Origin of the sequence: Nonomuraea sp. NPDC059194 (assembly GCF_042754765.1) — a bacterium.
GTDB lineage: Bacteria > Actinomycetota > Actinomycetes > Streptosporangiales > Streptosporangiaceae > Nonomuraea.
Map to the genome: position 1 here is coordinate 67,984 of NZ_JBHZBH010000011.1, position 26,921 is coordinate 94,904.

The following is a 26,921-nucleotide window of genomic DNA, read 5'->3' on the forward strand; positions in this document are numbered from 1 at the left end:
GGCGTCAGGACCCGATGACGTCCTCGCGGGACAGCGCCGACAGCGTGCGTACGGCGCGCAGGAACGCCTGACGATCGGCCGAGGGCAGCCGCGCGAGCAGGCGGTCCTCGTTGGCCTGGATGTCGGCCCGCACGGATCGGTGGATCCTGCTGCCTTCCTCGGTGGCGGCGAGCAGGCGGGCGCGGCGGTCGCGAGGGTCAGGCGTGCGGGAGATCAGCCCTGCCTCCTGGAGCCGGTCGAGCGTGCTGATGATGCGGGTCTTGTCGGCGCCGATCGCCTCGGCGAGCGCGGCCTGGGTGCGCACCGAGGTGTCGTCCAGCGCGGCGAGCACGGCGTAGCCCCACATGGAGATCCCGTGCGCCGCCAGCACCGGCAGCTCCGCGGCGATGAGCGACCGGAGCAGGGGTTGCAGCATCTCGGCGAGGTCGCGACGATCTGGCACGTGGTCTACGGTGCTCGTAGACAGATGATAAGCATATGTCGATTATATGCAGCCTCGTATGAAAGTGAAGGAGCACGCCATGACGGCAGGCGTCAGACTGATCCGCAACGAGCAGCTCACGCAGCAGGTGGACTACGCCTACGCCGCGGTCGTCGACGCGCCCGTGCGGTCCATCTGGGTGGCAGGGGCCTGTCCTCTTGACCTCAACGGCGAGACGGTCGCGGTCGGCGACTACGCCGGCCAGGCCCATCAGGTGATGCGCAACCTCGTGACGGCGCTGGAAGGGGCGGGCGCGTCGCTGACCGACGTCGTCAAGACCACCGTGTACGTGGCCTCGTCCCGGCAGGCCGACCTGGGCACGGCCTGGAAGGTCTACCGGGAGTACATGGGCGCGCACGACGTGCCCAGCACGTTGCTCGGCGTGGCGGTGCTCGGGTACAACGACCAGCTCGTCGAGGTCGAGGCCGTCGCCGTGATCGGCGATGTTCGTGACTGAGGAGGGTTTCGGACATGGCACAATCTCCGCCATGTCTCCCCGGATTGTGGCCCTGACCGCCGCACTCACGCTCGCGGCGAGCGGGTGTGGAGTGCTGCCGTTAAAGCAGGCCGCCCCACCGAGCGCCGAGAAACCCAGCGACCCGCCTTCCAGCGCCCCGGCCACCAGCGCCCCCGCCTCCGAAGAACCGACCGCCACGCCTACGGCGACCAGCCAGGACACGCGCGAGGCCCTGGCCGAAACCCGCGGCACCGAAGACGTGAACCTCAAGGTCGAGGTGGTCGGCCTCAACCGCGTCAAGGGCAAGCACCTGGTCGTCCAGATCCGCCTGTCCAACACCGGCACCGAAAAGGATATTTCCTGGGCCGCCGACATGGGCGACCCCACCCGCGAGCTCGGAAAGATGGACTGGGCCTCCGGCATCGGCGTCCTCGACGCGCAGGCCCACACCTGGATCCTGCCGTACAAGCCCGCCGACTTCCCCTGCCTGTGCAGCGACCAGGATCGTGACGATCTTCCCTACTTCATCAAACCCGGCGAGTCGATCACTGTCTACGGGGTCATGCCCGCCCCGTCGGGCAACCCCGCCAACACCACGGTCGTCACTCCCGTGGGCCCGCCGATGCCGAACGTCCCCATCAGCGACGACCCGCCCACCGGCGACTTCCCCGACCCCGACGCCGAGCCCGTCACCCCCATCACCCGCAGCATCCTGCTGCCCTCCGAATCCCTCGACAAGTCCGAGGAAACCGCCGACGACGGCAAGGACCTGCAGGTCAACCTCTCCTCCGACGTGCTGTTCGCGGTGGACAAGGCGACCCTCACCCCCAGGGCCAAGGCGGTCCTGGCCCGGACGGCCAAGCTCATCGACGCCTCACCCGCCACCGCGGTGAAGGTCGAGGGCCACGCCGACTCCTCCGGCAACGACGCCATCAACGACCCGCTGTCGCTGCGCCGCGCCCAGGCCGTACAGCGCGCCCTGTCGGCGGTGCTCACCAGGGACGGGGTCGGATTCCAGGCCAAGGGGTACGGCTCACGCCGCCCGCTGTACGGCAACGACACCGACGAGGGCAAGCGCCGCAACCGCCGCGTCACGGTCACCTTCGCCAAGCCCAAGCCCGCCGCGTCCCCCGACCCGGCCAACGATGTCGTCCAGACCCTCGCCCCCGGCGCCGACGACCTGACGGCCACCGCCAAGGCCGACGGCCAGCCGTTCGCCCTGGAGATCACCGGCCTGCGGCGGCTGCCCGGCGGCATGGGCGTGCTCACCTACACGATCACCAACAAGGGCTCGGCCGAGGCGTGGTTCCACGAACTGAACCGGGATGACCGGAATTCGTACAAGTACATATCCGCCACCAACGTCCGCCTGACCGACATCGCGGCCCGCCGCCAGTACCTCGCCGGCCGCCTCCAGGTCGTCACCGACAACGGCGTGGACGCCTACTGCGCCTGCACCGGGCTCTCCGGCGTCCGCCTGAGCACCGGGAACTTCCCGCCAGGCCAGACGCGCGAGTTCTGGGGCCTGTTCGCGCTACCCGACGACGCCCAGAGCCTCAAGGTCAAGATCGCCACCTTCCGCGACCTCCAGGTGCCCGTCCAGTAACCGCGTCGGGGGTACGGCATGCCGTGCCGTACCCCCGGGCTCACGCTCAGGACTCCCAGACCGCCGCGTACCGGCCAGCCTCGGTGTTGACCTGGACGGGGTACAGGCCCTTGGCCTTGAACGCGTCGAACCGCTGCTGGTACTCCGCGCTCGACATGTCGATGTAGTGCATCCACGCGCCGCCGCCGTCCTTGCGCCAGACCGCCGTGTACGTGCCGTCGGGACCCACCGCCGTCAGCGTCGGGCGGTAGCCCTTGGCGGTGCGTGCGGCGAACTCCTTCTCCTGCCCGGCGACGGACTTGCCGTAGGTGTAGTACCAGCTGCCCGTGCCCTGCCGCCAGACGGCCACGTATCGCGGGTCGTCGGCGGTGCCGTACACGTCGATCGAGACCGGGACGAGGCCCTGGGCCGCCGCGGTCCGGTTGGCGGCCTCGAACTGCTCGCCCGTCATCCCCTTCCTGGACAGGAAGCGCTCGGAACGCTTCTCCCAGATGACGGCGAAGACCGCGTCGTCACCCGCCGTGCCGGTGGCCGAGACGGAGACGGGCTGGTAACCCTTCTCGAGGTACTCGTCGAACCGGTCCTGGAAGACGGAGTCCGACATGCCCCGCAGGAGCACCCACGGCCGGGAAGCGCCCTTCACCCAGACGCCGGCGTATCGCGGGCCCTGCGAGACGTTCACCGTGATCGGCCGGTAGCCCTTCGCGCGCAGCTCGTGGAAGAGGCGGGAATGCTGGTCGGACGTCACGCCGTGATACGCCGAGAACGTGACGCCCGCCTGCGCGCTCGGGGCGAACAGGCTCGCCGGTACGGCGGAGGCGGCGAGCAGGGCGGCGACGGCGGCGACCTTTGCTGATCTTGGCAACATGACAGGGGATCCTAGCCACGTTCACCGGTGTTTGATTGATCACAACCGAACGCGACGCCCCGCGGGGACTGCGATGTGCTCGGGCCGTACCCCCAGGCCGATGAAGCGCCCCATCACATGACGCAACGGCGGCAGGGCCCTGAACGCGGTGAAGATCGGCGGCACGTGCCCGGTCGTGTCGTCTGTCAGCTTCCTGGGATACAGGTCGCGCAGGATGCCGAGCTGGAAGGCCTGGGTGACCTGCGCGGCCCGCTGCCTGCGCGACTGCACGCGAGCGAGGTCGGCCTCACCGGGGACGCCCGGCCGTACCAGCGCGGGACCGAGCAGGTTCGCGGTGGCCACCGCGTCCTGCACCGCCAGGTTGATGCCCACGCCGCCCGCCGGTGACATCGCGTGGGCGGCATCGCCGATGCACAGCAGCCCCGGCCGGTGCCACTGCCGTAGCCGATCGACCCGCACCGTCAGCTGATGCACCTGGTCCCAGCCGTCGATCCGCTCGACGCGGTCGCGCAGGGCGGGCGCCAGACCGGCGACGCGTTCCCTGAACGCAGCCAGGCCGTCCGCCTTGAGCTGCTCGAACGCGCCCGCCGGGATCGTGTAGGCGAGCTGCCAGAACTCGCCCCTGTCGATGGAGACCAGCGCGCCCTTGCCGCCCTGGAAGAAGGGCACCTGATCGCCTTCGCGACGGGGGAGGTGGAACCAGAGGACGTCCATGGGAGGCGAACCCGCCACGGGTTCCATACCCGCCCGCGCGCGGATCGTGGAGTGGCGTCCGTCTGCCGCGATCACCACGTCGGCGCGCACCTCGACCGGCCCCTCGGCTGTTGTCGCCAGCACACCGACGACCCGCCCGTCCTTCCTGACCAGCTCCGTCGCCTCGGTGCTGCGCAGCAGCCGGAAGGAGGGGAAGGCCGCGGCCTTGCCGGCCAGGAAATCGAGCACGTCCCATTGCGGCATGAAGGCGATGTAAGGGCAACGCACCTTCAGCCGGCTGAAGTCGGCGAACGTGACGGCCTTGCCGCCGAGGTTCACGGTGACGTCGGGCATCTTGGTGTGCGGCAGGCGCAGGAACTCCTCGATCCACCCCAGTTCGGCGATCAGCTCCAGCGTCGAGGGGTGGACGGTGTCGCCCCTGAAATCCCTGAGGAAGTCGGCGTGCTTCTCCAGCACGATCACGTCGACACCCTGGCGGGCCAGCAGCAGCCCGGTCATCATCCCCGCCGGCCCTCCGCCGACGACACAGCATCTGGCGGTCTCGGTACGCATGGTGTCTCACCTTTCGTGGGGGAAGAGCAGTTCGACGAGGCGCGCGACGTCGAGAGGGGATCCGGTTCTTCGGCTGACGGCCACGGCGGCGAACAGAGTTTTCGCCGCCGTCGCCGTATCGTGCGGACGGAGTTCGCCGGCTGCGACCCGCGCGGCCAGGAAGTCACCGATCAGTCGCTGCCCCTCGCTCACCAGCTCCGCCAGCGTCGCGCGCGCCTGGGTGGCGCTGAAGAAGATCGCCACGAGGTCGGCGTTGTCGGCGAGCAGTCCGTCGAAGGCGGACAGCAGCTCGGTCAGCACCTCGACCGCGGGTCGCCCACCATGGTCGGCCGTCAGCAGCTCGCGCAGTCGCGGGAGGAAACCTCGTTCGGCCAGCAGCGTCCCGACCAGGGCCTCCTTGCTGTCGAAGTAGCGGTACAGCAAGCCCGGTGTCACGCCTGCCGCCTCGGCGACGTCCTTGACCGATGCGCCGTCCACTCCCCGGCTCGCGAACACCTTCAACGCCGCGTCGAGCAGTTGCTCGCGCCGCCACTCGGCCTGTTCCCTTCGCGTCCTCATCATCCGCCTGTTCGTTGAATAAACGTTTACTCAAAGAGTAGATCAGTCGGAACGGCGAGCGCAACGGTTGCGGTAGTTGAGACGGCGCTGTGATCTTCGTTTGGCAGGATGCGCCTTCACCCTCCGGATGTTGAAGGAACCCGAATGCGAAGGATCATCGCCGGTCTCGCCGCGGGCCTCGTCGTGCTCGCCCCGCTACCGGCCCAGGCCGCCGCCCCTGACCCGGCCAAGAAGCCCGCCGCGGTCAAGACCCCGGTCAAGAAGTTCGACCCGGTCAAGGCCCTCCGTGCGCAGGTTGTGCCCGGCAGGGGCGTCAATGTCTCCGTGGTCACGCGGATGCTGTCCGACGGCAAGCAGTTCGCGACCTTCCGGACCAGCCGCGTCGTCGGCTTCCGCAAGGGCGGGCAGGTCGACACCGACGACTCGACCACGGTCTACTCGCCGCTCGCCATCGACCCCCATGACCCGGAACTGCGCTTCCCCACGTTGCTCATCAAGGCCAAGGGCGTGAGCTACACCTCGGGCGGCGCGCTGATCGGCAGCCTGCCGCTGGACAAGAAGTGGGTGCGTGACCGCGGGTACCAGCCCACTCCCGCGGATCTCATGGTCGACCTCTTCCGCCCCGGCACACTGCGGGCGCTGCTCGCCACAGCCTCCTCCACCGGCCCTCACTCCGCCAAGGGCACCATCGACTCCTCCAAGATCTTCGGTAGTCGGTCGGGAGGACGCGGCGAGAAGGTCTCCTGGGCGCTCTGGTTCGACGCCAAGGGCAGGGTCGCCCGTCTGACCACCAGGTTCTCTACTCGGATCACCCGCGACTTCAGGCTGGGCCTCAGCACCGAGGCGCGTTTCACCGGATGGGGTGCGAGGGTGACCGTCGAGCCGCCGCCCGCTGACCTGGTCATCGAGCGTGGGGACCTTCCCGAGCTCGAACTCTCCGACGAGTCGCCGATGAGGCTCATCGACGCTCTTCCGAACGGGCACTGAGGCTCGCCAGCTCCCTCGTGTACTCCAGCCCCGGGCGGCCGTCCAGCATGGTCTCGCCAGTAGCGACGAATCCGGTGCGGGCCAGCACGGCTCGTGACGCGGTGTTGTCCAGCGTCGTCATGGCTCGCAGCCCGGTCAGGCCGTAGTCGGTGGCTGCCAGGGCGCACACCCGGTTGACGGCGGACGTGGCCAGCCCCCGTCCGGCCGCGCTCTCGGCGATGCGGTAGCCGAGTTCGGCCGAGCCGTCCGCCACGTCGATCAGGTTGACGCGGCCCAGCACCGTGCCGTCGCCGTCCACCAGGAGGTGGAAGTGGTGCAGCCCCGCGGCCTGCTCGGCGAGCAGGGCGGTGTGCCGGGCGTCGAACTCGGCGAAGTAGTCGTCGCCGCGGTCGGGGATGGACGCGGCGAAGTACGCCCGGTTCTCCCGCTCGAAGGCGTGGAGGGCCGGTGCGTGGTCGAGGCGGAGGCGCTGCAGCTCGGGCATGGGAGAACGCTACTCGGTACACGCCAAAAGCGAAGATCAGTGCGATACCGTCATCCCGGGCAAAACCCCTTCTCGTTTGGGAGCGCATGATGGACGTCCTCCGGACACTGGCACTGATCGCCGCGACGTTATCGATGGGGACGGTGTCCAGCGCGTTCGCCCTCTACGCGCACACCGTCATGCCCGGCCTCAGGCGGACGGACGACCGCACCTTCGTCGGCGCGTTCCAGGCGCTCGACAGGGCGATCATCAATCCGTGGTTCATCGGCGGCGGCTTCCTCGGCGCCCTGCTGTTCACCATCGCCGCCGCGGCCACGCACCTCGGCAGGCCGGCCTTCCTCTGGATCGTGGTGGCGCTGGTGCTGTACGTCGTCACAGTCGTCATCACGATCGCGGTCAACGTGCCGCGCAACGACGCGATCAAGGCGGCAGGAGACCCTGGCCAGATCGACGTGGCCGCCGTCCGTCAGCGGTTCGACGAGGCCAGGTGGGCCACGTTCAACCTGGTCCGCGTGGTCACCAGCGTGCCCGCCTTCGCGCTGCTGGTGTGGGCGCTCGTCCTGCACGGCCGCTCATCGGCCTGACAGGCAGCCGGTCACGGCGCGTCGGCGAGGTCGTCGGCGGCGATGTAGCCGAACGTCATCGCGGGGCCGAGCGTCGAGCCCGCCCCCGCGTAGCTGTTGCCCATGACCGCCCCGCTGGCGTTGCCCGCGGCGTACAGACCAGGAATGACCGATCCGTCCGCGCGCAGCACGCGCGCCCGCGCGTCGGTGCGCATCCCGCCCTTGGTGCCCAGGTCACCCGGGACGATCTTGATGGCATAGTACGGCGGCAGCCACAGCGGCGCCAGGCAGGAGTTCGGCCTGACGGCGGGGTCGGTGTAGTAGTGGTCGTAGACGCTGTCGCCGCGGTGGAAGTCCAGGTCCCTGCCCGTCAGCGCGAAGCCGTTGAACCTGGTGACCGTCTGGCGCAGCGCCGCTGAGGGCACACCGATCCGCGTCGCCAGGTCCCCGATCGTCCACGCCTTGTGGACGGCGCCCGCGGCGTACCAGGAGTCGGGGAACGGCAGCGTCGGCGCGAGGTCCTTGAACAGGTACCGGTTGCGGTAGTTCTGGTCGACGACAAGCCACGACGGGATGTGCGGGCCGCCCGCGTTGCGGTCGTACATGACGTGCACGACGTCGCTGTACGGCGCGCCCTCGTTGACGAAGCGCACGCCGTCGCCGTTGACCAGGATGCAGCCCGGCAGCGTGCGCTCGGCCAGGCAGAAGTACGGCTCATCGGGCAGCGGGATCGCCGGGCCCCACCAGGCGTCGTCCATCAGGTCGAGGGCGGCGCCCGCGCGGCGGCCCGCCCTGATGCCGTCGCCGGTGTTCTCCTTCGCGCCGACCGTCCAGTCCGTGCCGATCGGCTGCCGCTGGAACTCCGTGCGCATGGCCAGGTTGTGCTCGAAGCCGCCGGAGCCGACGATGACCCCGCGGGCCGCCCTGACCAGCACCTGCCCGCCGTTCCGCGACACGACCACGCCGACGGCCCTGCCGTCGCCGTCGAAGTGAAGGTCCAGCAGCGGCGTGTTCAGCCACACCGGCACCCCGGCGGCCTGCAGTCCCGCGCGCAGGCCGCCGGCCAGCGCCTGGCCCATCGTGAGGGGGATCTCGCCGCGCAGCGTGGCGGCGGCGTACCTGGCCACGCACGCGGCGGAGACGGCCGCGCCCTTGGCATTGACGGCGGCGAGCGTGAGCCACTTGTAGTCGGTGCTGAAGACGACCAGGCCGGCGGGTGTGGGGATGTAGGAGGGGTTGAGGTGGGCGAGCTCGGCGCCGAGGACCCGGCCGTCGAGCTGGTCGGGCTCGATGGAGCGGCCGTTCGGCATCCCGCCGGCCAGCTCGGGATAGTAGTCGGAGTAGCCCTCCATCCAGCGGAACCGCAGCGGGCTGTGCCGCATGACGAAGGAGATCATCGCGGGGCCGTTGGCCAGGAATGCGGCCTGCCGGTCGGCGGGCACCCCGGCGCCCACGACGGCCGCGAGGTAGGCGGCGGCCTTGGCGGGCGTGTCGGGGACACCGGCGGCCAGGATGACCTCGTTGTTCGGGATCCAGATGCCCGCGCCCGAGCGGGCGGCCGAGCCGCCGAACGTGGGCGCCTTCTCGATCACCACGGTCCGCAGCCCCCGCCTGGCCGCCCGCAGCGCCGCCGTCATGCCCGCCGCGCCCGAGCCGACCACGACGACGTCGTAGTCCGCGACGGCCGCGTGCGCGGTGCCGCCCAGGACGCCGGTGGTCAGGACGGCTCCCGCCGCGCCGCGTAACAGCTGCCGCCTGGTGTGGCGTGGCTGTGTCGTCGGCTGGGAGTTCTGGTCTGCGGGCATGGCGCATCCCCTCTCGACATGAGGCTGACCGGTGAAGGCACCTCGCGCCCGGCGCCCGAACCGAAGCATGCGCTTGGTTGGTAAGGCTGTCAACGGCGGGGCGGCGCGAACTCCGTCCGTGTGCTGGTGCTCGCGACCACCCGCCCACCGACGACGACGTGCCGCGGCGCGGCGTGCCGGGCGAGCGCCTCCCTGACCGTCCGCCCCTCCAGGACGACCAGATCGGCCGGAGCGCCCGCGACCAGCCGGTGGACCGGGCGGCCGAGCACCCGGGCGGCGTCGACCGTCACCATGTCGTACAGCCGGTCGAGGTCGGCGTCGGCGCGCGCGTCCAGCAGGTGCGCGGCCAGGAACGCCACCTCCAGCAGGTTGTGGCGGCCGAAGGGATAGTAGGCGTCCTCGATGTCATCCTGCCCGAGCGCCACGGGCAGCCCGGCGTCGGCCAGGGCGAAGACCGGCAGGTGCAGCGGCCCGGTGTGCGGGTCGCTGACGAACCCCAGCCCCGCCGTACGGCACAGCCCGATGAGCCTGCGCAGGTATGGCTCGGGGTAGAGGGCCATCGCGCGGGCATGCTGCGCGCTACCGCGCACGCCGGTGGCCAGCAGCGCCGAGGCGAGCATCTCCGTGGTGCGCAGGCCGGGGTCTCCCGCGTCGTCGACCAGCATGGCCACCCGTCTTCCCGTACGGCGGGCCAGCTCGACCATGCGGCGCACGTGCTCGGCGGCGTCGGCGTCGGTGTACTCGATCCACGGGATGCCGCCCACCACGTCGGCGCCCAGCCGTACCGCCTCGACGATCAGCTCCTCCGTGCCGGCCCGGCGCAGCAGGCCGTCCTGCGGGAAGGCGACGACGCGCACCTCGACGCGGTCGCGGAACTCCTCACGCAGCGCCAGCAGCGCCTCCACCCCGGTCAGCCCGGCGTCCGGATCCACGTCGGCGAACGCCTGGACGGCGCGGACGCCGTGCCGTACCGACTCCGTCAGCGCCCGCCTGGCCCGCTCGACGACCGCGGCGGCGGTCTGGCCGCGCTTGACGGCGGCGGCGGTCTCGATCGCGTCCATCGCCGCGCCCATCGTGCCCTCGGTGTAGGCCTCCAGCGCGTGCGAGCCCGCCAGGTCGAGCGTGTGAACCTTGCACAGGTGCAGGTGGGCGTCGGCGAACGGCTCGGTGACCAGGCCTCCTTCGGCGTCGATCACCTGGGCCGCCGTGTTCGGGGCGGCGCGATCCTCGGGGGCCACCACGGTCAGGACGCCGTTGCCGGCGGCGAGCATCCACCGGCCTGTACGGCCGCGCAGGGTCGCGTCGCGGATGAGCAGGTCCACGCTGCCGACCCTACGGCCCCTGAACTGTCGGTGGGGTCCGCTACAACATCCCTCATGGGAACGTGGGATGTGGGGCCGTTCGACAACGACACGGCCGCCGACTGGTGTGGTGACCTGCAGGATGCCGACGCCGCGCAGCGGCCGGGGCTGATCAGGCGGGCGCTGGCGACCGTCGTCGAGCAGGAGGGCTACCTCGACAGCGACGTCGCGTGCGAGGCGCTCGCGGCGGCGGCGATCGTCGCCGCGCAGCGCGGCGGGCCGCCGATCACGTCGGCCTACGCGCCGGAGTTCCTGCGGGCGGGCGGCGGCGTCGAGGTCCCCGACGACGTGGCGGCGCTGGCGGTTCGCGCGCTCGACCGGGTCGCGGGAGAGGGCTCGGAGTGGCGCGAGCTGTGGGAGGAGGCCGACGCGGGCAGTCAGGCGGCGGCGGCCGTCGCGCCCATCAGGGAGGCGCTCACCCGGACCACGCTTCCTGGAGCGCCCTGATCTCTTCGGGCGTGCTTTCGCGGGCGATGAACGGGATGTCGAGGAGGTGGCGGCTGGCGGGCAGCTTCTCGCGGACGACGTCGGCGTCCTTCAGGACCTGCCCGTAGAGCGAGGCCCCGTCCATGCAGAAGATGTCGATGACCGCGATGCGCCCGTCGAGGGCCTGCCGTACGTTGCCGGGGTTCAGGTCGATGCCGTCCCACCAGGGCAGCCGCGCCCGATACTCGGCGTCGACGGCGGCGGCCGCCTGCCGTACCTCGTCGAGTGCGGCGTCGCCCGCGCCCTCCCGCCACCGGCGCGCGACCTCCTCGGCCCGCGCGGGCTCCAGCGGCGTGAGAAACTCCAGCACGGCCAGCGTGCCGCCGCCGTCCAGCGGCGTGTCGAAGGCGACGCGCGGCAGGTAGGGGTTGCCCGGCCTGCGGCGGCACAGGTCGAGGAAGGCGGCGTAGGCCGGGTCGAACGGGCACACCCTGGCGACCCACAGCCCGTCGGGCGAGCGCAGCCCCGTCGCCCAGTCGCCGACGCCGCACGGGGTCCAGCCCGCCAGCACCAGCGCGGACGTGGAGTCGCGGTGGGTCATCGAGGGCCACGGCAGATCAGGAAGCACCCGCGCAGCTTACTCGCGTCAGTTCACCGATTGGAGAAAGCCGTGGAGGACCACCAGGCCCTTGCCGTAGGTGTCGTCGACCTGTCGCTGGAGCTGTGGCGTGACCACCCAGACGCCGACCTTGACCTGGCCCGCCAGCTCGTCGGCCGAGACGCTGAACGCGCCCTTGAACTGTTTCGACACCCGCTCCTGCAGCGTCCGAAGCTCGGCCGCGGTGCGCTCGGCGCGGCTCAGGCACAGCGCGCCGCCCCACACCTCGCGGATGGCGGGCTCGTGGACGGCGGGGTCGCCGGTGAAGCGCAGGTTCAGCACGAGGCGCTTCGGGTCGTTGGTGTGGCGCTCCACGGATCGGGGGTCGTCGGGGTCGTAGCCGTCGATCTCCTTGAGATAGCCCTGGTCCAGCCAGCTGCCCGCGTACCCGGGGAGCCGGGCGGCCCTGGCGATCGCGGCCGCCATCGCCTCCTCGGTGGCCTTCGACGGGTCGACGGGACGCCAGCCGCCCTCGGGCCTCGGGCACGGGGTGGTGAGGTCGGGCCTGTCGCGCGGGGTGTCGCGGCGCTCGGCGGGGCGCGCAGGCTCGGTGAGCGTGAGCCTGTCGCCGTCCCAGGTGCCGACCACGTGGTATTCGCCCCAGCGCACGCCGTCGCGCGACTCGTGCTCGACCGTCGTCCAGTCCCACCCGACGATGTCGGGACCGCCGCACTGGGGCGGCAAGGATTGGGCGACCATGGCGCAGAGCTGGGGGCCGTGCTCGGCGTTCGACAGCACGGTCATATCGGCCTGGTACCGCGTCGAGGGGGCGGTCGCCGCCGGTGCCGTTCCGCAGGCGGTGAGCGTCACGAGCAGGACCACGAGCAGGCTGCCTCTCATGCCTGTGAGACGGGCGCGGGCGCCGGCCGGTTCAACGCGGTTCCAAGCCGGGCGCAAGTGGACAGCCGTACACCTGGACGTCATGAACAGACTTCTCGGCGTGACCGCCGCTGCCGCCATCGTCCTCGCCGGCGCCGCCCCCGCCGTCGCCGATCCCACCGTCTGGAAGTGGGGGCCCGTCCACTCCACCGACGGGCACGCGCAGGCCAGGGGCGCGGTCGCCGTCGGTCAGTCGGGCTTCGTCGTGTACGGCAAGCTGGCCGACACCAGGGGCTCGGGCTGCTCCTGGGTCCAGATCAGGGCGATGAGCAGCGAGAACGGTCGTTGGCGTAGCGCACGGTTCGCCAACTGCGTCCCAGGGACGGCCGGCTTCCGCAAGAGCATCGGGGGTGTGCTGCAGATCAAGCTCAGGGTGTGCAGAGGGAGCGACACCAGGGCGACGGGACGCTGCTCCCGCTGGAAGACCATCTACACCCAGGGCGGTTAGCGCCGGTCAGCGGCCGCAAGAGGCGCAGGCGGGGCGGGTGATCAGGTAGTAGGAGACCGACGCGACGGCGAGCCCGAGGCCCCACACGACGTAGGCGGGAACGGCCACCCACATGAACGCCGGCTCCTGAAGGGTGCCGTCGACGGTCTCCCGCACCATCTGCGTGACGCCCGTGCCGAAGTAGGCCAGCATCGCCGCCGAGATCGCGAACCCGGGCCCCATGACCAGCCATCGCGGCACCCTGCGGCCCGCCAGCGGTACCACCCAGCGGGGCCAGACCTTCCCCCACCCGTGCACCAGCGCATGGGGCAGCAGGACACCGGCGAGCAGGAAACCGAACTCGAAGATCAGCAGGGAGGGGCTGGCGGCGTACGGGATGTCGACGCCCATGGTCAGCTGCGCGACGATCCTGACCAGGCAGCCCGCCACCGCCGCGTAGGCCGCGACGTAGCCCCAGCGCGGGGTCGCGTCGAGGCGCGGCACGCCGACACACCGCAGGCAGCCCGCCGTACGGCGGCGCTGCCACGACAGGCCGGTGGCCGCCGCGAGCAGCCCGACGGACGCGCAGCCCGCCCTGCTCAGGAACGCGGGCAGGTCGCGGGGAATGCCCAGGCCGGGAAGGATGCCGCCGACGACGTCCAGCAGGAGCACCGCCGAGGCCGCCACGAGCGCGACGCCCAGCGCGTAGGCCGCCAGCACCAGCGGCAGCCGGCCCCCGCTGGCCCGCAACCCCGCGACCACGAGGACGACACCCGCGCACAGGGCGACCACCGCCCACGACGGGAACGTCACGTCGTAGCCGAGCACCCAGGCCGGTGCGTGCCCGACCGCCCAGTAGGCCTGCACACCCCCGTAGGCCAGTGCGCCGACCATCGCGCCCCACGGCGCCCACGTCATCCATCGCGTCATGCCACCACGCTGTCGCACAACGGGACCACGACCCTCACCTGAAAAGGGGAACCACCTCCCCCTACAGGGGGATCAGCCGCCCACGAGCCGGGTTCTCCTCAGGGCTTACCGTGCGATCGCTGTCCTCATGGCGTGTTGACCGCCGGTTGCCAGGGCGATCGAATCGGCGGTCTCAGAGGAGGTCCCTGTAGCTTTCCCTGTCTTCAGGCAGGCCCGCCTCGCGCAGCCACGGGATCGGGTTGGCGACGCCGGTCCAGAGTTCCGCGTTGTCAACGAGCGCGGTCAGCAAGGCGTGCTGGGCTGCCGAGAGCCGCGTCGTCGCGGGCTCGGGGAAGGCCGCCTTCAGCAGCGGTCCCCAGTCGGAGTCGACCGTGTAGGACGAGGCGAGCGGGACGATGGCCAGGGCGGCGGGCAGCAGGTCCTCGAACGTCGCGACTCTGGCCACGGCCGCCTTCACCAGGGCGAACCTGAACCAGCCGTCCACATGAGGCAGGGGCCCGTCGAACCAGCTGTCGGCGGTGCGGGGGTCGGCGAGGGCTGACAGGAGTTCGGCGGTGGCGCGGTCGTCGGCGGCCAGGCCAGGCGACAGGGCGGCGCAGGCGCGGACGGCGGGGTGGTCGTCGGTCAGCAGCCGGTACGGCATGGCGTCGCCGTGGCCGAGTGCCAGCGCGATCTGCGCGCGTTCCCTGACCGAGGCGGCGTCGAGGCGGGCCAGCATCGCCGAGGTGACGGTTTCTCCCGAGGGCCCGGGCAGCAGGTGGGTGATGACGTTGAGCGCCCGGATGCGTACCGCTTCGTCAGCGTCGTCGAGGAAGGGCAGGACGTTGTCGAGGAGGTCACCGGCGACGGCACGGCAGCCGAGGACGGAGCGGGCGGCCGTCGCCTTGCCAAGGTGCGGATCCTTCCACGCGGCGCTCATCGCGGCGGGCAGCTCGCTCTTGCCGGGGACGAAGTCCGCCTGCGCCGCGTAGAAGTCCGCGATCAGGCGCTGGAGGTCGGCCTCGGCGCGGCCCTCGGGGTAGGCGGCGGCCAGCAGCTCCTCTTCCGCAGTGCCGAAGTCGCACGCCTCGGCGACTCCGGCAAGGAAGTCGAGGAGGGCCGAGCGGAGCGGCCGTGGCTCGTCGTCCCAGGGAAAGATGTTCTCCACGGCCTCGGCGAGGCGGGGGTGGCCGAGCAGGCGCGCCACGACGAGGGCGACGGGGGCGGTGGCCGAGTCGGCGCTGCCCTGGTGAAGGATCGCGGCGTCCAGGTATGCGACCGCCTCGGCGCGGCGCTCGGGGTCGTCGCCGATCAGGGCGCGCAGGTGGTCGGGGGCGTCCGAGGCGTCGCCGTACGCGTGGCGCAGCGCGTGCCAGTCCGTTTCCCGCAGGAGGGCGTCCACCAGGGGATCATGGGCCCCGGCCCGCCCGGCCGTCAACGTGTCAAAGGCCGGGGCGGTCGTTCGGGGCCCGGACGGGAAACCGAGGCGGCGGCAGGCCGGGTTCAGACGGTCCGCTGAATGTCGGCGGCGCGTGGTTGGATCCTGTGCGTGGAGGCATCCGTCGAGCAGCTGGTGTACGTCAGAGAAGACGCCTACACCGTCGCCCGCATGAGCAGCGAGGCCAAGGGTTCCGGCTTCGTCGCCTCCGGCAGGGCGCTCGCCGGGGTGCAGCCGGGCGAGACGCTGCGGCTGGAGGGCGGGTGGGAGGAGCACGCCACTTACGGCAAGCGCTTCGCCGTCACCGCGTGCGAGCGCGTCGTCCCGTCCACGGTCCACGCCATCCAGCTCTACCTCGGTTCCGGCCTCATCCGCGGCATCGGCTCGCGCCTGGCCCAGGCGATCGTCGGTCACTTCGACGAGGCCACGCTCACCGTGATCGACACGGCGCCCGAGCGGCTCACCGAAGTGATCAACATCGGTCCGGCCCGCCAGGCGCAGATCGTCGAGGCGTGGAAGGAGCAGAAGGCCGTCGCCGCGCTGATGGTGGTGCTGCAGGGGTTCGGCGTCAGCCCGCTGCTGGCCGCCAAGATCTTCCAGGTGTACGGCGAGGCGTCGGCCGAGATCCTCACCTCCGACCCCTACCAGCTCATCGGCCGCGTCAGGGGTGTCGCGTTCGCCACGGCCGACCGGATCGCGCTGCGTTCGGGCGTCCCCGAGCGCAGCCCGCAGCGGGTCAAGGCGGCGATCGTCGACCGGCTGGAGGCGGCGGCCGCCCGCGACGGCCACTGCTTCCTTCCGCTGCCCGCGCTGATCGCCCGCACCGCCGAACGGCTGGAGCTTGAGGAGGAGCTCGTCAGCCGGATGGTCGACGCGCTGCTGGCCGAGCGCCGCGTCGTCGTCGAGGAGAGCGACGACGACCTGGTCGTCTACTCCAAGGAGCACCACAGCCGCGAGCTCAAGCTGTCCGCGGAGCTGGCCCGGCTGTTCGGCGCCCGCTCGACGATGCCGTTGCGCGCCTTCAGCGACGACCCCGACCTGCACGAGGACCAGCGGGCCGCCGTCACCATGGCGTTGACGAGCACGGTCTCGGTCCTCACGGGCGGCCCGGGATGCGGCAAGAGCCACACCGTGAAGGTGATCGCCTCGACCGTGCGGGCGATGGGCGGCGCCGTCACGCTCTGCGCGCCCACGGGAAAGGCGGCCAAGCGGCTGGCGGAGCTGACGGGGCTGCCCGCGACGACCGTGCACCGGATGCTGGCCGTACAGCCCGATCCTGACAAGCTGTTCGACCAGACGCCCGCGCAGGCCGACCTGGTCGTCGTCGACGAGGCCTCCATGCTCGACCTCCACCTGGCCACGCGGCTGTGCTCGGCGATCCCCGCGGGCAGCCACCTGCTGCTGGTCGGCGACAGCGACCAGCTGCCGAGCATCGGTCCCGGCAGCGTGCTGTCCGACCTGCTGCGCGTTGAGGCGATCCCGCGGATGCGGCTCACGCACGTCTTCAGGCAGGCCGAGGGCAGCGGCATCGTCCAGGCCGCCCACCAGATCAGGGCGGGGGCGGTGCCGTACACCCCTGGAGGGGGCGGGTTCTGGTTCGAGGAGCTCGACGACCCCTCGGCGGTCGCGGCACGGGTCGTGCACCTGGCGACCGAGGCGATCCCCGCCAAGCAGGGCGTGCGGCCCGACCAGGTCCAGGTGCTCTGCCCCATGCGTAAGGGCGACGCGGGTACGGCGGAGCTCGGGCGGCTCATTCAGGAGCGGCTCAACCCCGCCCGCGACGGCGCCCCCGAGCACTGGTCGGGCGCGTCGGTCTACCGGGTGGGCGACCGGGTCATGCCCATCCGCAACAACTACGACAAAGGCGTCTTCAACGGCGAGACGGGCACGGTCGTCGCCCTCGACAGGGAGGAACGCGTTGTGGAGGTGCTCATCGACGAGGGCGACGTGGTGACCTACGGGTTCGACGAGCTCGACGACCTCACCCACGCCTACGCGATCAGCGTGCACCGGTCGCAGGGCAGCGAATACCCGTTCGTGGTCGCGCCGCTGGTGGTGGAGGCGGGCGGCGTGATGCTGCGCCGTCGGCTGCTCTACACGCTGGTCACCAGGGCCAAGGCGTGGGTGGTGCTGGTCGGGCAGCGGGAGGCGCTGGAGCTGGCCGTCCACCGGCTCGGCCAGCGCCGCAACACCGGCCTGACCCGCCGCCTCACCCTGACCCTGACCGGCTGACCCGCTGACTGCGCCCGGGGCCGCGGCTGCAGTACGCGAGCACTGCGCGGGATTCCTACGATGAAACGGTGAGGATCCTCGACGAGCGGGAGTGGCAGGCGCGGGCCGAGGCGCATCAGCGGCGGGTCGACGCCTGGGTCGGGCCGCACCTGAGCCGCCGCAAGGAAGGCACGGCCCACCCGGTCGAAGACTTCCTGTTCGACTACTACGGCTACCGCCCGGGGCGGCTGCGCAGGTGGCATCCGGGCGCGGGCGTCGTGCTGGCGGGGGCGCGCGGCTACGGGGCCGACTACCTCGACACCGACGACGGCGCCACCGTCGACGTCGAGCGGCTGGTGGCCAAGCGCAGGGCGATGGTCGAGTGGACCGCCGCGCTGCTGTCGGCGACGGCGTCGCGGCAGGGGCAGTTCGGCTGCTTCGGCATGCACGAGTGGGCGATGGTCTACAAGCAACCCGCCGACGAGGTACGGCACGCCGCCCAGCCGCTGCGCATGCCGCCCGAGCGGATCGCCGCCGTCGTCGAACGCAGGGGCGTCCGGTGCAGCCACTTCGACGCGTTCAGGTTCTTCACCGAGGCCGCCAGGCCGCTCAACGTCCTGCGTCCCACCCGCGAACGCCAGGCGGAGCTGGAGCAGCCCGGCTGCCTGCACGCCAACATGGACCTGTACAAGTGGGCCTACAAGCTGTCGCCGCTGGTGCCGAGCGAGCTGGTCGCCGACTGCTTCGAGCTGGCCCGTGACATCAGGACCCTGGACATGCGGGCCAGCCCCTACGACCTGAGCGCGCTCGGCTACGAGCCGGTCCCGATCGAGACGCCCGAGGGCAGGGTCGCCTACGCGGCCGCCCAGCGGGGCTTCGCCGAGCGGGCCGCGCCGCTGCGCCGTACGCTGGTGGAGCTCTGCCGGGGGCTGCTGGTCAGCGCGAGCGTTCCCGGCTGACGTCAAAGGTCGCGTGGAAGCGGGCGTGGTCGCCGTGCCCGCGCAGGAGGAGGACGCCGAGCGGGCGTCCGTTCGGATTGCCGGGGGCCGTCGCCGCGTAGGCCTCGAACCCCTCGGGTACGGCAAGCGCCAGGCGGGGCGCGCCGTCGACGTCCCACGTGCCGCGCAGAACCCGGTCGGGCGGCACGGCGACCGGGCGCACATCACGCCAGGTAGTCTCCCCAAGCTCTGGGGGCATGTCGGGCGACCCCTCCTCTTCGGGGTCCGGGCGCACATCACGCAACGGGCGCGGCAGCGCATCCACCGGGACCGGCGCGTCCGGCTGGTCGGTGGTGGTGATGGCGGCGAAGGGGCCGTCGCCGTGGAAGACCCACTCGATGCGTCCCGCCGTGGCGAGCGTGACCGCGAACTCGTCGCTCCACCCGTGCCCCGTCACCTCGACCGAACGGCGCAGCACGTTTCCCTCCCACGCCGACTCCGCCACGAGGTGGCGCGCGGACGACTCCAGCAGCCGTCCGGTGTGCGCGGGCTGCCGGGCTCCGTCGACGATCACCAGGTTGTGGGCGTAGGGCGAGCGCATCCACGCCGTGAACTCCGACCCGTACCCGCTGGTGCCGAGGTCGAGGCTGGTCCAGCCGGTGACGGTCTCGACATCGACGTTGAGCTTGTCGCGGTGGTCGTGCCAGCCGCCGTCGGGCCCGAACCGCATCGCCAGCCGTACCGCGGGGGAGCGCAGCACCCCGATCCCCGCGTGCGGCCACACGAACGACGCCCGCGAACCGGAGCGCGCGGGCACGTCGTCGGGGCCGAAGAGCAGGGCGGCGACGGAGGAGCAGCGGCCCTGGATCTCCACGCACCCCGGCACGGTCGCCGGGTCGCCGAACCACGGACGGACCGGACCCCGCAGCGGCCGCTCGCAGGAGGAGGCCTCGTGTGAGGGGGCTTCGTGTGAGGGGGTCTCGCGGGAGGAAGCCTCGCAGGAGGGGGCTTCGTGTGAGGGGGTCTCGCGGGAGGAAGCCTCGTGGGAGGGGGTCTCGTAGTAGGGGGCGAGGTCGACCGGCGCCTCGGGCAGGATCGCGTAGGCAGCCTCGGCCTGGGGGGCGAAGTCGCCGACGTGGCATTCGGCCCAGCCGTCGCCGTAGGCGGGCAGGCGGGTGTCGGCGTAGGCGAGGGACGGCGGGGCGGCGATCGCGCGTGACAGGCGCAGCGCCGCCCGCTTCGACAGGCCGTCGGGCCCGGCGGCCTCGCGGTAGGACAGGAGGGCGGCGACCGCGTAGTAGTGGTAGTGGGCGTTGACCTCGTACCAGAGGCCCTCCGGATGGAAGCCGTCGAGGACCTGGGCCTGCGCGCCGAAGGGGGAGTCGCGGCACCACGTCATCAGCTCGCGGTCGCCGAGCCTGGCGGCGCATTCGGCCAGCGCGGCCAGCAGCCAGCAGTGGATGTTGTGAACCATGCCGACCTGCGGGCGCAGCAGTTCGGCGATCGCCCGCGCCATGGCGTCGACGGCCGTGGAGGTCGAAGGGCTGAGGACGTCGCCCGCCCACCGCAGCGCGCGCAGCAGTCCGACGGCCCAGACCGCCTCGTCGAGCGACTGCGGCAGGACCCTGCCCTGACCCGCGTTGACCCCGTGCGGCTGGTAGGAGAGGTAGCCGTGGGCGTAGGCGGCGGCGATCCGCTCGAGCTCGGCCCCCGGCTCCACACCGCCCAAGAGCCCGGCCCCCGGCTCCACACCGCCCAAGAGCCCGGCCCCCGGCTCCACACCGCCCAAGAGCCCGGCCCCCGGTTCCGCGCCCAAGAGCCCGGCCCCCGGTTCTGCGCCGCCCAAAAGCCTCACCCCCGAAGGCCCGGCTCCCGACAGTCCGGCTCCCGACAGCCCGGTTCCCGACAGCTCGGCCCCGAAAGGCCCGACCTCCGACAGCCCGACCTCCGACAGCCCGGCCCGCGACAGCCTGGCCCCCGACAGGCGGATCAGCAGCGCGGCGCGCTGTGCCTGTATGGCGGCGGCGTTGTGCATCTTGGTCCGCCACGCGCCGTCCCACGGCTCGCCGACATAGACCCTGTCGCAAGCGGAGCAGGCGTGCCGGTCGGGAGCGGCCGCATCGAACACCAGCGCCGCCCCGTCGGCGTCGCAGAAGTAATGGTGCGTCCAGGCCGACGGCTGCTCGGGCCCCGGAATGACCAGGTCGTGCGACCAGCGGGTGAAGTCGGCGGCGAGGGCGGCGACGATCGTGGCGGCCCACGGCAGCGTCTCGACCCGTCGCCTGATCGCGGGCCAGTGGGGTGTGTACGCGTCGCTCATGCCGCCATCATCGCGAGATGCTCATCATCGTGGCGCGATGCGCGCCTCGCGCCACGAGGGCCGACGAGGGCCGACGAGGGCCGACGATGTCGGCCGAGTCAGCCCGTCGGGGTGTTCTTGATGACGGTGCCGTCCTTGGCGTCGACGTAGATCTCGTTCTCGGCCCCGTCGGCGCCGAGGACGGTGGCCTCCCATGCCACCTTGCCCATGTGCCGGTCCAGCGACAGCTCGGCGACCTTGCCGTCGGGCACCGACTCGGCGGCCTTCTCCGCCGCCTCCTTGTAGGTGAGCTCGGCCCCCTTGACCAGCGCCATGATCTTGGCCTTCTCCGCCGCGTCGTCCTGCTCGGCCTCGGGCCCTGAGACGACATTGCCCGACGCTGCCTCGATGTCCATGCTGTGCTCGGTGCCGTCGGTCCCGACGACGTGGACCTCCCAGATCCGCCCGTGCTCGTCGGCCGAGATCGAGATGAGCGTGGAACCCTCGACCGCCTCCACGGCGGCCATGCCCGCCTTCTGCAGGCTCTCCATGTCGCCCACCCCCATGCCAGGGGAGATGCTCGGGTCCATCGTGGGTGACACGAAGCCGGCGGGCGCGGGCACGCGTTCGGCCGCAACGGTGCCGGACTCTGTGCTGTCGGTCCCGCAGGCCGCGGCCCCCAGCAGGACCGAGCCGGCGAAGACGGTGCCGATGATGGTCTTTGTCCGTTTTCCACCATTCATACTCATGACGCTGCCCGGATCGTCGTAAAGGCACGCCCAGCGCACCGCTAACAACCTCCGAGCGGGCTGAACTCGGGCCCGAAGTCGCGCGGCTGCGACACCGCGTACTCGTGGAAGGCCCGCACCACCGGGGTGAGCTGGGCCGGCCTGACGACCCCGATCGTGCGGAACACCGCAGGTGAGAGCGGGATCTCGACCACGCCCTGCAGCGGCGCGATCCCGTATCCGGGCAGCAGGGCCACCCCGAGGCCCGTGGTGACCAGGCCGCGCACGGTTTCCGCCTCCTGGCCCTCGAAGGTGATGCGGGGCTTGAACCCGGCGGCGGCGCACAGGTCGTCGGTGATCTGGCGTACGCCGTACCCCTGCTCCAGGGTGACGAAGTCCTCGTCGGCCAGCTCGGCGACGCGTACCCGCCTGCGCCGGGCCAGGCGGTGCGTGACGGGGACGGTGAGCATCAGCTCCTGCCTGGCCAGCGGCGTGCCGGTCAGGTCGGGGTCGTCGGCGGGCAGCGGCGCGAAGAACGCCAGATCGATCTCGCCCTCGCGCAGCCGCCGCAGGATCACCTGCCGAGAGTCCTGGATCAGGCTGAACCGGACTCTCGGATACCGCTCGCGGAAACCGCCCACCAGCGTGGGCACGAGCGAGCGGCCGAGCAGGTGGAGGAAGCCGAGCACGATCCGCCCGGTGCCCGGGTCGATCTCCTCGCGCACCTCCCTGATGCCCGTCGCCATCACCGCCAGCGCGCGGACCGCCGCGTCGGCGAGGGTGTGACCGGCTCTGGTCAGCCTGACGCCCCTGCCGTGCGGGACGACCAGCGGAGTGCCGACCGCCTTGGACAGCGCGGCCAGCCGTCTGCTCACCGTGGGCTGGGGCACGCCGAGCAGCTCGGCCGCCCTGGTCACGTGCTCGGTCTCTCTGATCGCGGCCAGGAGTTCCAGGTTGGGCGCCCATTCATCCATCACAGTATGAATTTTCGCATATTGCGGTATTGGACGTATTTATTAGCTTTGCTTAGTTTCTTGGGTGTGGTTATCGCAGCTCGGGTGACCGTCGGCATCGCAGCCGCGGGCATCGCCTCCTTCGCTCTTCTCTACGCGCCGCAGTCGGTCCTGCCCCAGCTCGCCGCGGACTTCCGGCTCGACCCGGGCGGCGCCTCCCTCGCGATCGGGGTGGCGACGGGCGCGCTCGCCGTCGCCGTGCTGCCCGTGGCCGCGCTGTCGGAGGTCGTCGGCAGGAGGCGGATCATCCTCGTCTCCGTCGTCGCCTCGGTCGTGCTAGGCCTGCTGCTGCCGCTCGCGCCGACCTTCGAGACCCTGCTGGTCCTGCGGGCGCTGCAGGGCATCGCCATCGCGGGCTTTCCCGGCGTCGCCGCCGCCTATCTCATGGACCTGCTCGGCGGGGCCGGCGTGGCGGCCGCGGTCGGCGCGATGATCGCCGGCAACTCGGTCGGCGGCATGGCGGGCCGCCTGGCGGCCGGGCTGGTCGCCGAACCTCTCGGCTGGCACGGCGCGCTCGCCGCCGTCGCGGGCCTGTCCGCGGTGTGCGCGGTGGTCACCGTCCTCACGCTGCCGCCCGCGCCCGTCCGCCCCAGGGTCAGGCGGGGCGGCGGCCTGCGGGCGGCCTTCAGCCGCCCCGTCCTCCTGGCCCAGTACGGCGTGGCCGCGGCAGGCGTGGGCGCCTTCGTCGCCGTCTACAACGCCGCCGGGTTCCGGCTCATCCACGAGCTCGGCCTCGCCCCCGCCATCGCCTCGCTGGTCTTCCTCGCCTACGCCATGGGCACCCTCTCGTCGAGCACGGCCGGCCGGCTCGTCGGCAGGTACGGCAAGCGCCCCGTCCTCGTCGCCGCCCTCCTGGTCACCGTCCTCGGTACGCTGCTGACCATCCCCGACAACCTCGTCCTGGTGGTCATCGGCCTGATCGTGCTGACCGGCGGCTTCTTCGCCGCGCACGCCGTCGCCAACGGCTGGGCCGCCGCCCAGGCCCCCGAGGGCGCCCGCGGCCACGTCTCCGGCGTGTACACGCTCTTCTTCTACGTGGGCAGCAGTGCCGGTGGCACGCTGGGCAGCATCGTGTACGGCAAGGCAGGCTGGAACTGGCTGGTCGTGGTCACCGCCGCCTGGCTGCTGGCGGCGATGGCGGGAGTGCTGACCGAAGGGAGAAGGCGGCGTGACCATCAACGTCACGGTGTGGGGCGAGAACGTGCACGAACGACAGGAGGAGGACGTCAGACGGCGCTACCCGGATGGCATACACGGGGCGATAGCCGCAGGGCTGCGTGAACGGCTGGGCGAGCGGGTCACGGTCAGGACCGCGACCATGGACGAGCCCTCCCACGGCCTGACCGAGAAGGTCCTGGCCGGGACCGACGTGCTGACCTGGTGGGGGCACGCCGCCCATGAGGAGGTTTCCGACGAGGTCGTCGCCCGTGTCCACGAACGCGTGCTCGGCGGCATGGGCCTGCTGGTGTTCCACTCTGGCCACTACTCGAAGATCTTCCGCGTCCTGATGGGCACCACCTGCACGCTGACCTGGCGGGACGCGGGAGAGCGCGAGCTGGTCTGGACGGTCGACCCCGCGCACCCGATCGCGGCGGGCGTGCCGAGCCCGCTCGTCATCGAGCAGCACGAGACCTACGGCGAGCCGTTCGGTATCCCCGCCCCCGACGAGCTGGTCTTCATCAGCTCCTTCAGCGGTGGCGAGGTCTTCCGCGGCGGCTGCTGCTACCGCAGGGGCAAGGGCCGGATCTTCTACTTCAGCCCGGGCGACCAGAAGTACCCGGTCTTCTACCACGAGGGCGTCCTGCGGGTGGTCGCCAACGCCGTCCTCTGGGCGGCGCCGCCCGACGGCGCGGGCGAGCCCCTGCGCAACGCCCACACCCCGATCACCTGGTAAGCCGGGCGCGGGGGAGGGGCTAAAGTCCCATCCTTATGGAGCTGATTGACAAGGTTCGCGAACTGCGCGGCCAGGGCAAGTCGCCCAAGGAGATCGCCCGCGCGCTGGGTGTGCCGCCGGCGAAGGTGGCGCCGCTGGTGCGGGCGATCGCGGCCGAGGCCCCCGCTGGCGAGGCGGGGGAGGTCGTCGGAAGCTGGGTCAACACCGGCTGGAGCGTCGGCCTCACCGCGAACGGCTGGGTCGACGAGGCCCCCACCGACGACGGCACCAACGGCACCGTGTGCGTGCTCGTCGCCCGTAAGCACGGCTGGGACAAGTTCCTGGTCTGCGGCTACCTGATCGACACCTACTGCCTGGGCGTCAAGAACACCCTCGGTCCCGACACCATGGACGAGCGGGAGCTGCGCCGCTTCCGCGACTACTTCTTCTCCGACTTCCCCGGCTGGCAGGAGGCGCCGTTCGAGCTGGCCAGGGAGCTGGTGCTGGGGTCAGTCGAGTACGCCAGGGGGCTCGGCTTCGAGCCGCACGAGGACTTCGCGCCCGCCGAGAGCCACCTGGGCGAGGAGAAGACCGCCGGAACGATCACCTTCGGCAGGGACGGCAAGCCGTTCTACGTCGCGGGCCCGAACGACGACCCCCGCAAGGTGCTCCGCCAGCTCGAACGCGCCGTCGGCAAGCCGCCCAACTTCGACTACGTCATCCTCTGACCCACTCCCACCCTCGGCGAAACCCACCGGACCTAGGGAAGATGCCGAACCCACACCCTCATCGCCATTACGCTCGGTTGAGGGCGTTACTAATAGAAAACCTGCTCGCCAGACTGCCACTCCACTGTCGTGCATGGTCAGGGCCGTAGTGGCAGTCCACTTAGCAGGTTTTCTATTAGTTGGGGCGGAGGGGCTGAGTGATCGAGAACGGAGTGGCGGGCCGTACGGCGACGCCTGGGGCGGTCGCGTCGGGTGAGCCGGTCGGCAGGGTGCTCGGCACCCAGGCGGCCTCCCCCCTCTCCTTCTGGATCGGCCTCGAACCAGGCAGGGTCGTCCAGCTCGACGACGTCGTGGTCACCCGCAGGGAGGTGCCCGGCTACGGCCAGGTGCTGGTGGCGGGCGTGGTGGCGGCCGTCGAGGCCAGGCACGAGGGCGCCGCCTACGACTCCGACGTCTTCCTCATCGCCGACGGCGCGCTGCCCGCCGCCGTCGTCGAGGTGGCCGAGGTGCGGGTCACCAGGGTCGAGCCCGAGGTGTTCGTGCCGCCGCTGCCGGGCGAGGTGGTCTACCGGGCCGGGGCGGGCGACCGCGACCAGGCGCTCTACTTCGACGTGATGGACCGCAGGATCCCGATGGGAACCGGCCGCGACGGCCAGCCCCTCTACGTGAACTTCGACTTCCTCGACGGCACGCGCGGCGCGCACGTGTCCATCTCGGGCGTCTCCGGCGTGGCGACGAAGACCTCTTTCGCCACCTTCCTCCTCTACTCGATCTTCAACTCGGGGGTCCTGCAGAGCGACGCCGCCAACACCAAGGCGCTGATCTTCTCGGTGAAGGGCGAGGACCTGCTCTTCCTCGACCACCCCAACAGCCGCCTCGACGCCGCCGCGACCGCTGCCTACGACCGGCTGGGCCTGCCCGCCAAGCCGTTCGGCAGCGTGCACGTCTTCGCCCCTCCGCGCCCGAACGACCCCAATGCCGTGCCGCACGTCGCGGCCCGCACCCACGGTGTCAGCGCCTTCTACTGGACGCTCGCCGAGTTCTGCGAGGAGGAGCTGCTGCGCTTCGTCTTCGCCGACGCCGACGACGAGCGAGCGGGCTACTCCCTGCTCGTCGGGCAGGTGGCGGCGCGGCTGGCGTCCTGGGCGGTGCCGGTGGAGGGCGGCGCGGTCAAGCTGCCTGAGGGCGGGGTGTGCCGCACCTTCTCCGACCTGGTCGACCTGCTGAGCGACCAGCTCATGGACGAGGCGAGCAGGATCACCTGGACCGGCGCGCAGACCCCGCTCGGCACGGTCAACGCGTTCCTGCGCCGCCTGCGCAGCGCGGTCAGGCCGCTGTCGCCGATCATCAGGGGCGACGTGGCGGGCGGGCGTCCCCACTCGATCCGCACCTCCGACGCCCAGGTCTCCATCGTCGACCTGCACAACCTGCCCGAGCGTGCCCAGCGGTTCGTGGTCGGCGTGGTCCTGCGCGGCGAGTTCGCCAGGAAGGAGAGCTCGGGCACGGCCAGGCCGCTGCTGTTCGTCGTGCTCGACGAGCTCAACAAGTACGCCCCGCGCGAGGGCGACTCGCCGATCAAGGAGATCCTGCTCGACGTGGCCGAGCGCGGCCGTTCGCTCGGCGTGATCCTCATCGGCGCCCAGCAGACCGCCTCCGAGGTGGAGCGCCGCATCGTCTCCAACAGCGCCGTGCGCGTGGCGGGCCGTCTCGACCCGGCCGAGGCGAGCAGGTCGGAGTACGGCTGGCTGCCCCCGGCCGTCCGCGACCGGGCCACGATCGCCAAGCCCGGCACCATGTTCGTCGCCCAGCCGGAGATCCCGGTGCCGCTCGCCGTCGCCTTCCCCTTCCCCGCCTGGGCCACCAGACCGTCGGAGGCGGTGCCGATCAGGCAGCCCAGTGCGGACCCGTTCCAGGGCCTGGTCGACGAAGAAGAGGACATCCCGCCGTTCTGATCGGAG

The 26,921-nt window shown here is 71.6% G+C and carries 26 protein-coding genes; 12 read left to right on the plus strand and 14 right to left on the minus strand.

The features are described from left to right. Positions 1–4: 4 nt before the first annotated feature. On the minus strand, positions 5–442 hold the full coding sequence (locus ACFXJ8_RS16310) for a MarR family winged helix-turn-helix transcriptional regulator (RefSeq protein WP_379644705.1): 438 nt from the start codon (positions 440–442) through the stop codon (positions 5–7). A 79-nt stretch (positions 443–521) separates the two neighbouring features. Here ACFXJ8_RS16310 and ACFXJ8_RS16315 point away from each other — a divergent pair, with 79 nt between their 5' ends. Together ACFXJ8_RS16315 and ACFXJ8_RS16320 are read left to right on the plus strand one after the other, a co-directional pair. After that, positions 522–938, plus strand: a complete 417-nt coding sequence (locus ACFXJ8_RS16315; protein ID WP_379644706.1) for a RidA family protein — start codon at positions 522–524, stop codon at positions 936–938. 31 nt (positions 939–969) lie between these two features. Continuing rightward, positions 970–2,544, plus strand: coding sequence for an OmpA family protein (locus ACFXJ8_RS16320; RefSeq protein WP_379644707.1), 1,575 nt, complete (start codon positions 970–972; stop codon positions 2,542–2,544). A gap of 46 nt (positions 2,545–2,590) precedes the next feature. On the opposite strand, the gene ACFXJ8_RS16325 is transcribed toward ACFXJ8_RS16320, so the two are convergent. From ACFXJ8_RS16325 to ACFXJ8_RS16335, 3 genes are read right to left on the minus strand one after another with little or no spacing between them, the layout of a single operon-like run. Beyond that, positions 2,591–3,412, minus strand: coding sequence for a hypothetical protein (locus tag ACFXJ8_RS16325; RefSeq protein ID WP_379644708.1), 822 nt, complete (start codon positions 3,410–3,412; stop codon positions 2,591–2,593). A 39-nt stretch (positions 3,413–3,451) separates the two neighbouring features. Beyond that, a complete protein-coding gene (locus ACFXJ8_RS16330; RefSeq protein ID WP_379644709.1) occupies positions 3,452–4,678 on the minus strand; it encodes an FAD-dependent oxidoreductase in 1,227 nt (408 codons plus the stop codon). A 6-nt stretch (positions 4,679–4,684) separates the two neighbouring features. After that, positions 4,685–5,239 carry a TetR/AcrR family transcriptional regulator gene (locus ACFXJ8_RS16335; protein WP_379644710.1) on the minus strand — a complete coding sequence of 185 codons (555 nt, stop codon included), beginning with the start codon at positions 5,237–5,239 and terminating at the stop codon, positions 4,685–4,687. A 141-nt stretch (positions 5,240–5,380) separates the two neighbouring features. Between ACFXJ8_RS16335 and ACFXJ8_RS16340 the strand changes: the two genes are divergently transcribed. Then, complete coding sequence (locus ACFXJ8_RS16340; RefSeq protein WP_379644711.1) at positions 5,381–6,223, plus strand: hypothetical protein; 843 nt, start codon at positions 5,381–5,383, stop codon at positions 6,221–6,223. Here the strand turns inward: ACFXJ8_RS16340 and ACFXJ8_RS16345 are convergent. After that, positions 6,195–6,707, minus strand: coding sequence for a GNAT family N-acetyltransferase (locus tag ACFXJ8_RS16345; RefSeq protein ID WP_379644712.1), 513 nt, complete (start codon positions 6,705–6,707; stop codon positions 6,195–6,197). The two genes, ACFXJ8_RS16340 and ACFXJ8_RS16345, sit on opposite strands and share 29 nt — an antisense overlap. Positions 6,708–6,793: 86 nt before the next feature. Here ACFXJ8_RS16345 and ACFXJ8_RS16350 point away from each other — a divergent pair, with 86 nt between their 5' ends. Then, positions 6,794–7,291, plus strand: coding sequence for a DUF1772 domain-containing protein (locus tag ACFXJ8_RS16350; RefSeq protein WP_379644713.1), 498 nt, complete (start codon positions 6,794–6,796; stop codon positions 7,289–7,291). A gap of 11 nt (positions 7,292–7,302) precedes the next feature. Here ACFXJ8_RS16350 and kstD read toward each other — a convergent pair whose 3' ends face one another. After that, positions 7,303–9,075: a 3-oxosteroid 1-dehydrogenase gene (gene kstD, locus ACFXJ8_RS16355; protein ID WP_379644714.1), complete on the minus strand. Its 1,773-nt coding sequence runs from the start codon at positions 9,073–9,075 to the stop codon at positions 7,303–7,305. Between the two features lie 89 nt (positions 9,076–9,164). Then, complete coding sequence (locus ACFXJ8_RS16360) at positions 9,165–10,397, minus strand: amidohydrolase family protein (protein ID WP_379644715.1); 1,233 nt, start codon at positions 10,395–10,397, stop codon at positions 9,165–9,167. A 54-nt stretch (positions 10,398–10,451) separates the two neighbouring features. On the opposite strand from ACFXJ8_RS16360, the gene ACFXJ8_RS16365 reads away from it, so the two are divergent. Beyond that, the gene (locus tag ACFXJ8_RS16365) at positions 10,452–10,883 is read left to right on the plus strand and encodes a DUF4259 domain-containing protein (RefSeq protein WP_379644716.1); all 432 of its coding nucleotides are present in this window, start codon (positions 10,452–10,454) and stop codon (positions 10,881–10,883) included. Here the strand turns inward: ACFXJ8_RS16365 and ACFXJ8_RS16370 are convergent. Together ACFXJ8_RS16370 and ACFXJ8_RS16375 are read right to left on the minus strand one after the other, a co-directional pair. Beyond that, positions 10,852–11,490, minus strand: coding sequence for a hypothetical protein (locus ACFXJ8_RS16370; RefSeq protein ID WP_379644717.1), 639 nt, complete (start codon positions 11,488–11,490; stop codon positions 10,852–10,854). The genes ACFXJ8_RS16365 and ACFXJ8_RS16370 overlap by 32 nt on opposite strands. An 18-nt stretch (positions 11,491–11,508) precedes the next feature. After that, positions 11,509–12,360: a hypothetical protein gene (locus ACFXJ8_RS16375; protein WP_379644718.1), complete on the minus strand. Its 852-nt coding sequence runs from the start codon at positions 12,358–12,360 to the stop codon at positions 11,509–11,511. A gap of 82 nt (positions 12,361–12,442) precedes the next feature. Here ACFXJ8_RS16375 and ACFXJ8_RS16380 point away from each other — a divergent pair, with 82 nt between their 5' ends. Further along, the gene (locus ACFXJ8_RS16380; protein WP_379644719.1) at positions 12,443–12,847 is read left to right on the plus strand and encodes a hypothetical protein; all 405 of its coding nucleotides are present in this window, start codon (positions 12,443–12,445) and stop codon (positions 12,845–12,847) included. A 6-nt stretch (positions 12,848–12,853) separates the two neighbouring features. On the opposite strand, the gene ACFXJ8_RS16385 is transcribed toward ACFXJ8_RS16380, so the two are convergent. Continuing rightward, entirely contained in the window at positions 12,854–13,756 is a 903-nt protein-coding gene (locus ACFXJ8_RS16385; RefSeq protein WP_379644720.1) for a hypothetical protein, read from the minus strand. 172 nt (positions 13,757–13,928) lie between these two features. After that, positions 13,929–15,137, minus strand: coding sequence for a hypothetical protein (locus tag ACFXJ8_RS16390; RefSeq protein WP_379644721.1), 1,209 nt, complete (start codon positions 15,135–15,137; stop codon positions 13,929–13,931). A 147-nt stretch (positions 15,138–15,284) separates the two neighbouring features. Between ACFXJ8_RS16390 and ACFXJ8_RS16395 the strand changes: the two genes are divergently transcribed. Continuing rightward, positions 15,285–17,405 carry an ATP-dependent RecD-like DNA helicase gene (locus tag ACFXJ8_RS16395; protein WP_379644722.1) on the plus strand — a complete coding sequence of 707 codons (2,121 nt, stop codon included), beginning with the start codon at positions 15,285–15,287 and terminating at the stop codon, positions 17,403–17,405. A 68-nt stretch (positions 17,406–17,473) separates the two neighbouring features. Then, positions 17,474–18,343: a 3-methyladenine DNA glycosylase gene (locus ACFXJ8_RS16400; protein WP_379644723.1), complete on the plus strand. Its 870-nt coding sequence runs from the start codon at positions 17,474–17,476 to the stop codon at positions 18,341–18,343. Here the strand turns inward: ACFXJ8_RS16400 and ACFXJ8_RS16405 are convergent. The 3 genes from ACFXJ8_RS16405 to ACFXJ8_RS16415 all read right to left on the minus strand — a co-directional run bounded on the left by ACFXJ8_RS16405 (position 18,321) and on the right by ACFXJ8_RS16415 (position 22,323). Continuing rightward, positions 18,321–20,642, minus strand: a complete 2,322-nt coding sequence (locus tag ACFXJ8_RS16405) for a heparinase II/III family protein (protein WP_379644724.1) — start codon at positions 20,640–20,642, stop codon at positions 18,321–18,323. The two genes, ACFXJ8_RS16400 and ACFXJ8_RS16405, sit on opposite strands and share 23 nt — an antisense overlap. 98 nt (positions 20,643–20,740) lie before the next feature. Continuing rightward, the gene (locus ACFXJ8_RS16410; RefSeq protein ID WP_379644725.1) at positions 20,741–21,364 is read right to left on the minus strand and encodes a PepSY domain-containing protein; all 624 of its coding nucleotides are present in this window, start codon (positions 21,362–21,364) and stop codon (positions 20,741–20,743) included. 47 nt (positions 21,365–21,411) lie between these two features. Continuing rightward, a complete protein-coding gene (locus tag ACFXJ8_RS16415) occupies positions 21,412–22,323 on the minus strand; it encodes a LysR family transcriptional regulator (RefSeq protein ID WP_379644802.1) in 912 nt (303 codons plus the stop codon). 66 nt (positions 22,324–22,389) lie between these two features. Between ACFXJ8_RS16415 and ACFXJ8_RS16420 the strand changes: the two genes are divergently transcribed. The 4 genes from ACFXJ8_RS16420 (at position 22,390) to ACFXJ8_RS16435 (ending at position 26,915) form a co-directional block, all read left to right on the plus strand. Then, a complete protein-coding gene (locus ACFXJ8_RS16420) occupies positions 22,390–23,643 on the plus strand; it encodes an MFS transporter (protein ID WP_379644726.1) in 1,254 nt (417 codons plus the stop codon). Next, a complete protein-coding gene (locus ACFXJ8_RS16425; RefSeq protein WP_379644727.1) occupies positions 23,531–24,256 on the plus strand; it encodes a ThuA domain-containing protein in 726 nt (241 codons plus the stop codon). The genes ACFXJ8_RS16420 and ACFXJ8_RS16425 overlap by 113 nt, the downstream gene beginning before the upstream one ends. A gap of 35 nt (positions 24,257–24,291) precedes the next feature. Next, positions 24,292–24,963 carry a helix-turn-helix domain-containing protein gene (locus ACFXJ8_RS16430; protein ID WP_379644728.1) on the plus strand — a complete coding sequence of 224 codons (672 nt, stop codon included), beginning with the start codon at positions 24,292–24,294 and terminating at the stop codon, positions 24,961–24,963. Positions 24,964–25,160: 197 nt separating this feature from the next. After that, positions 25,161–26,915, plus strand: a complete 1,755-nt coding sequence (locus ACFXJ8_RS16435) for an ATP-binding protein (RefSeq protein WP_379644729.1) — start codon at positions 25,161–25,163, stop codon at positions 26,913–26,915. The last annotated feature ends 6 nt before the right edge of the window (positions 26,916–26,921 follow it).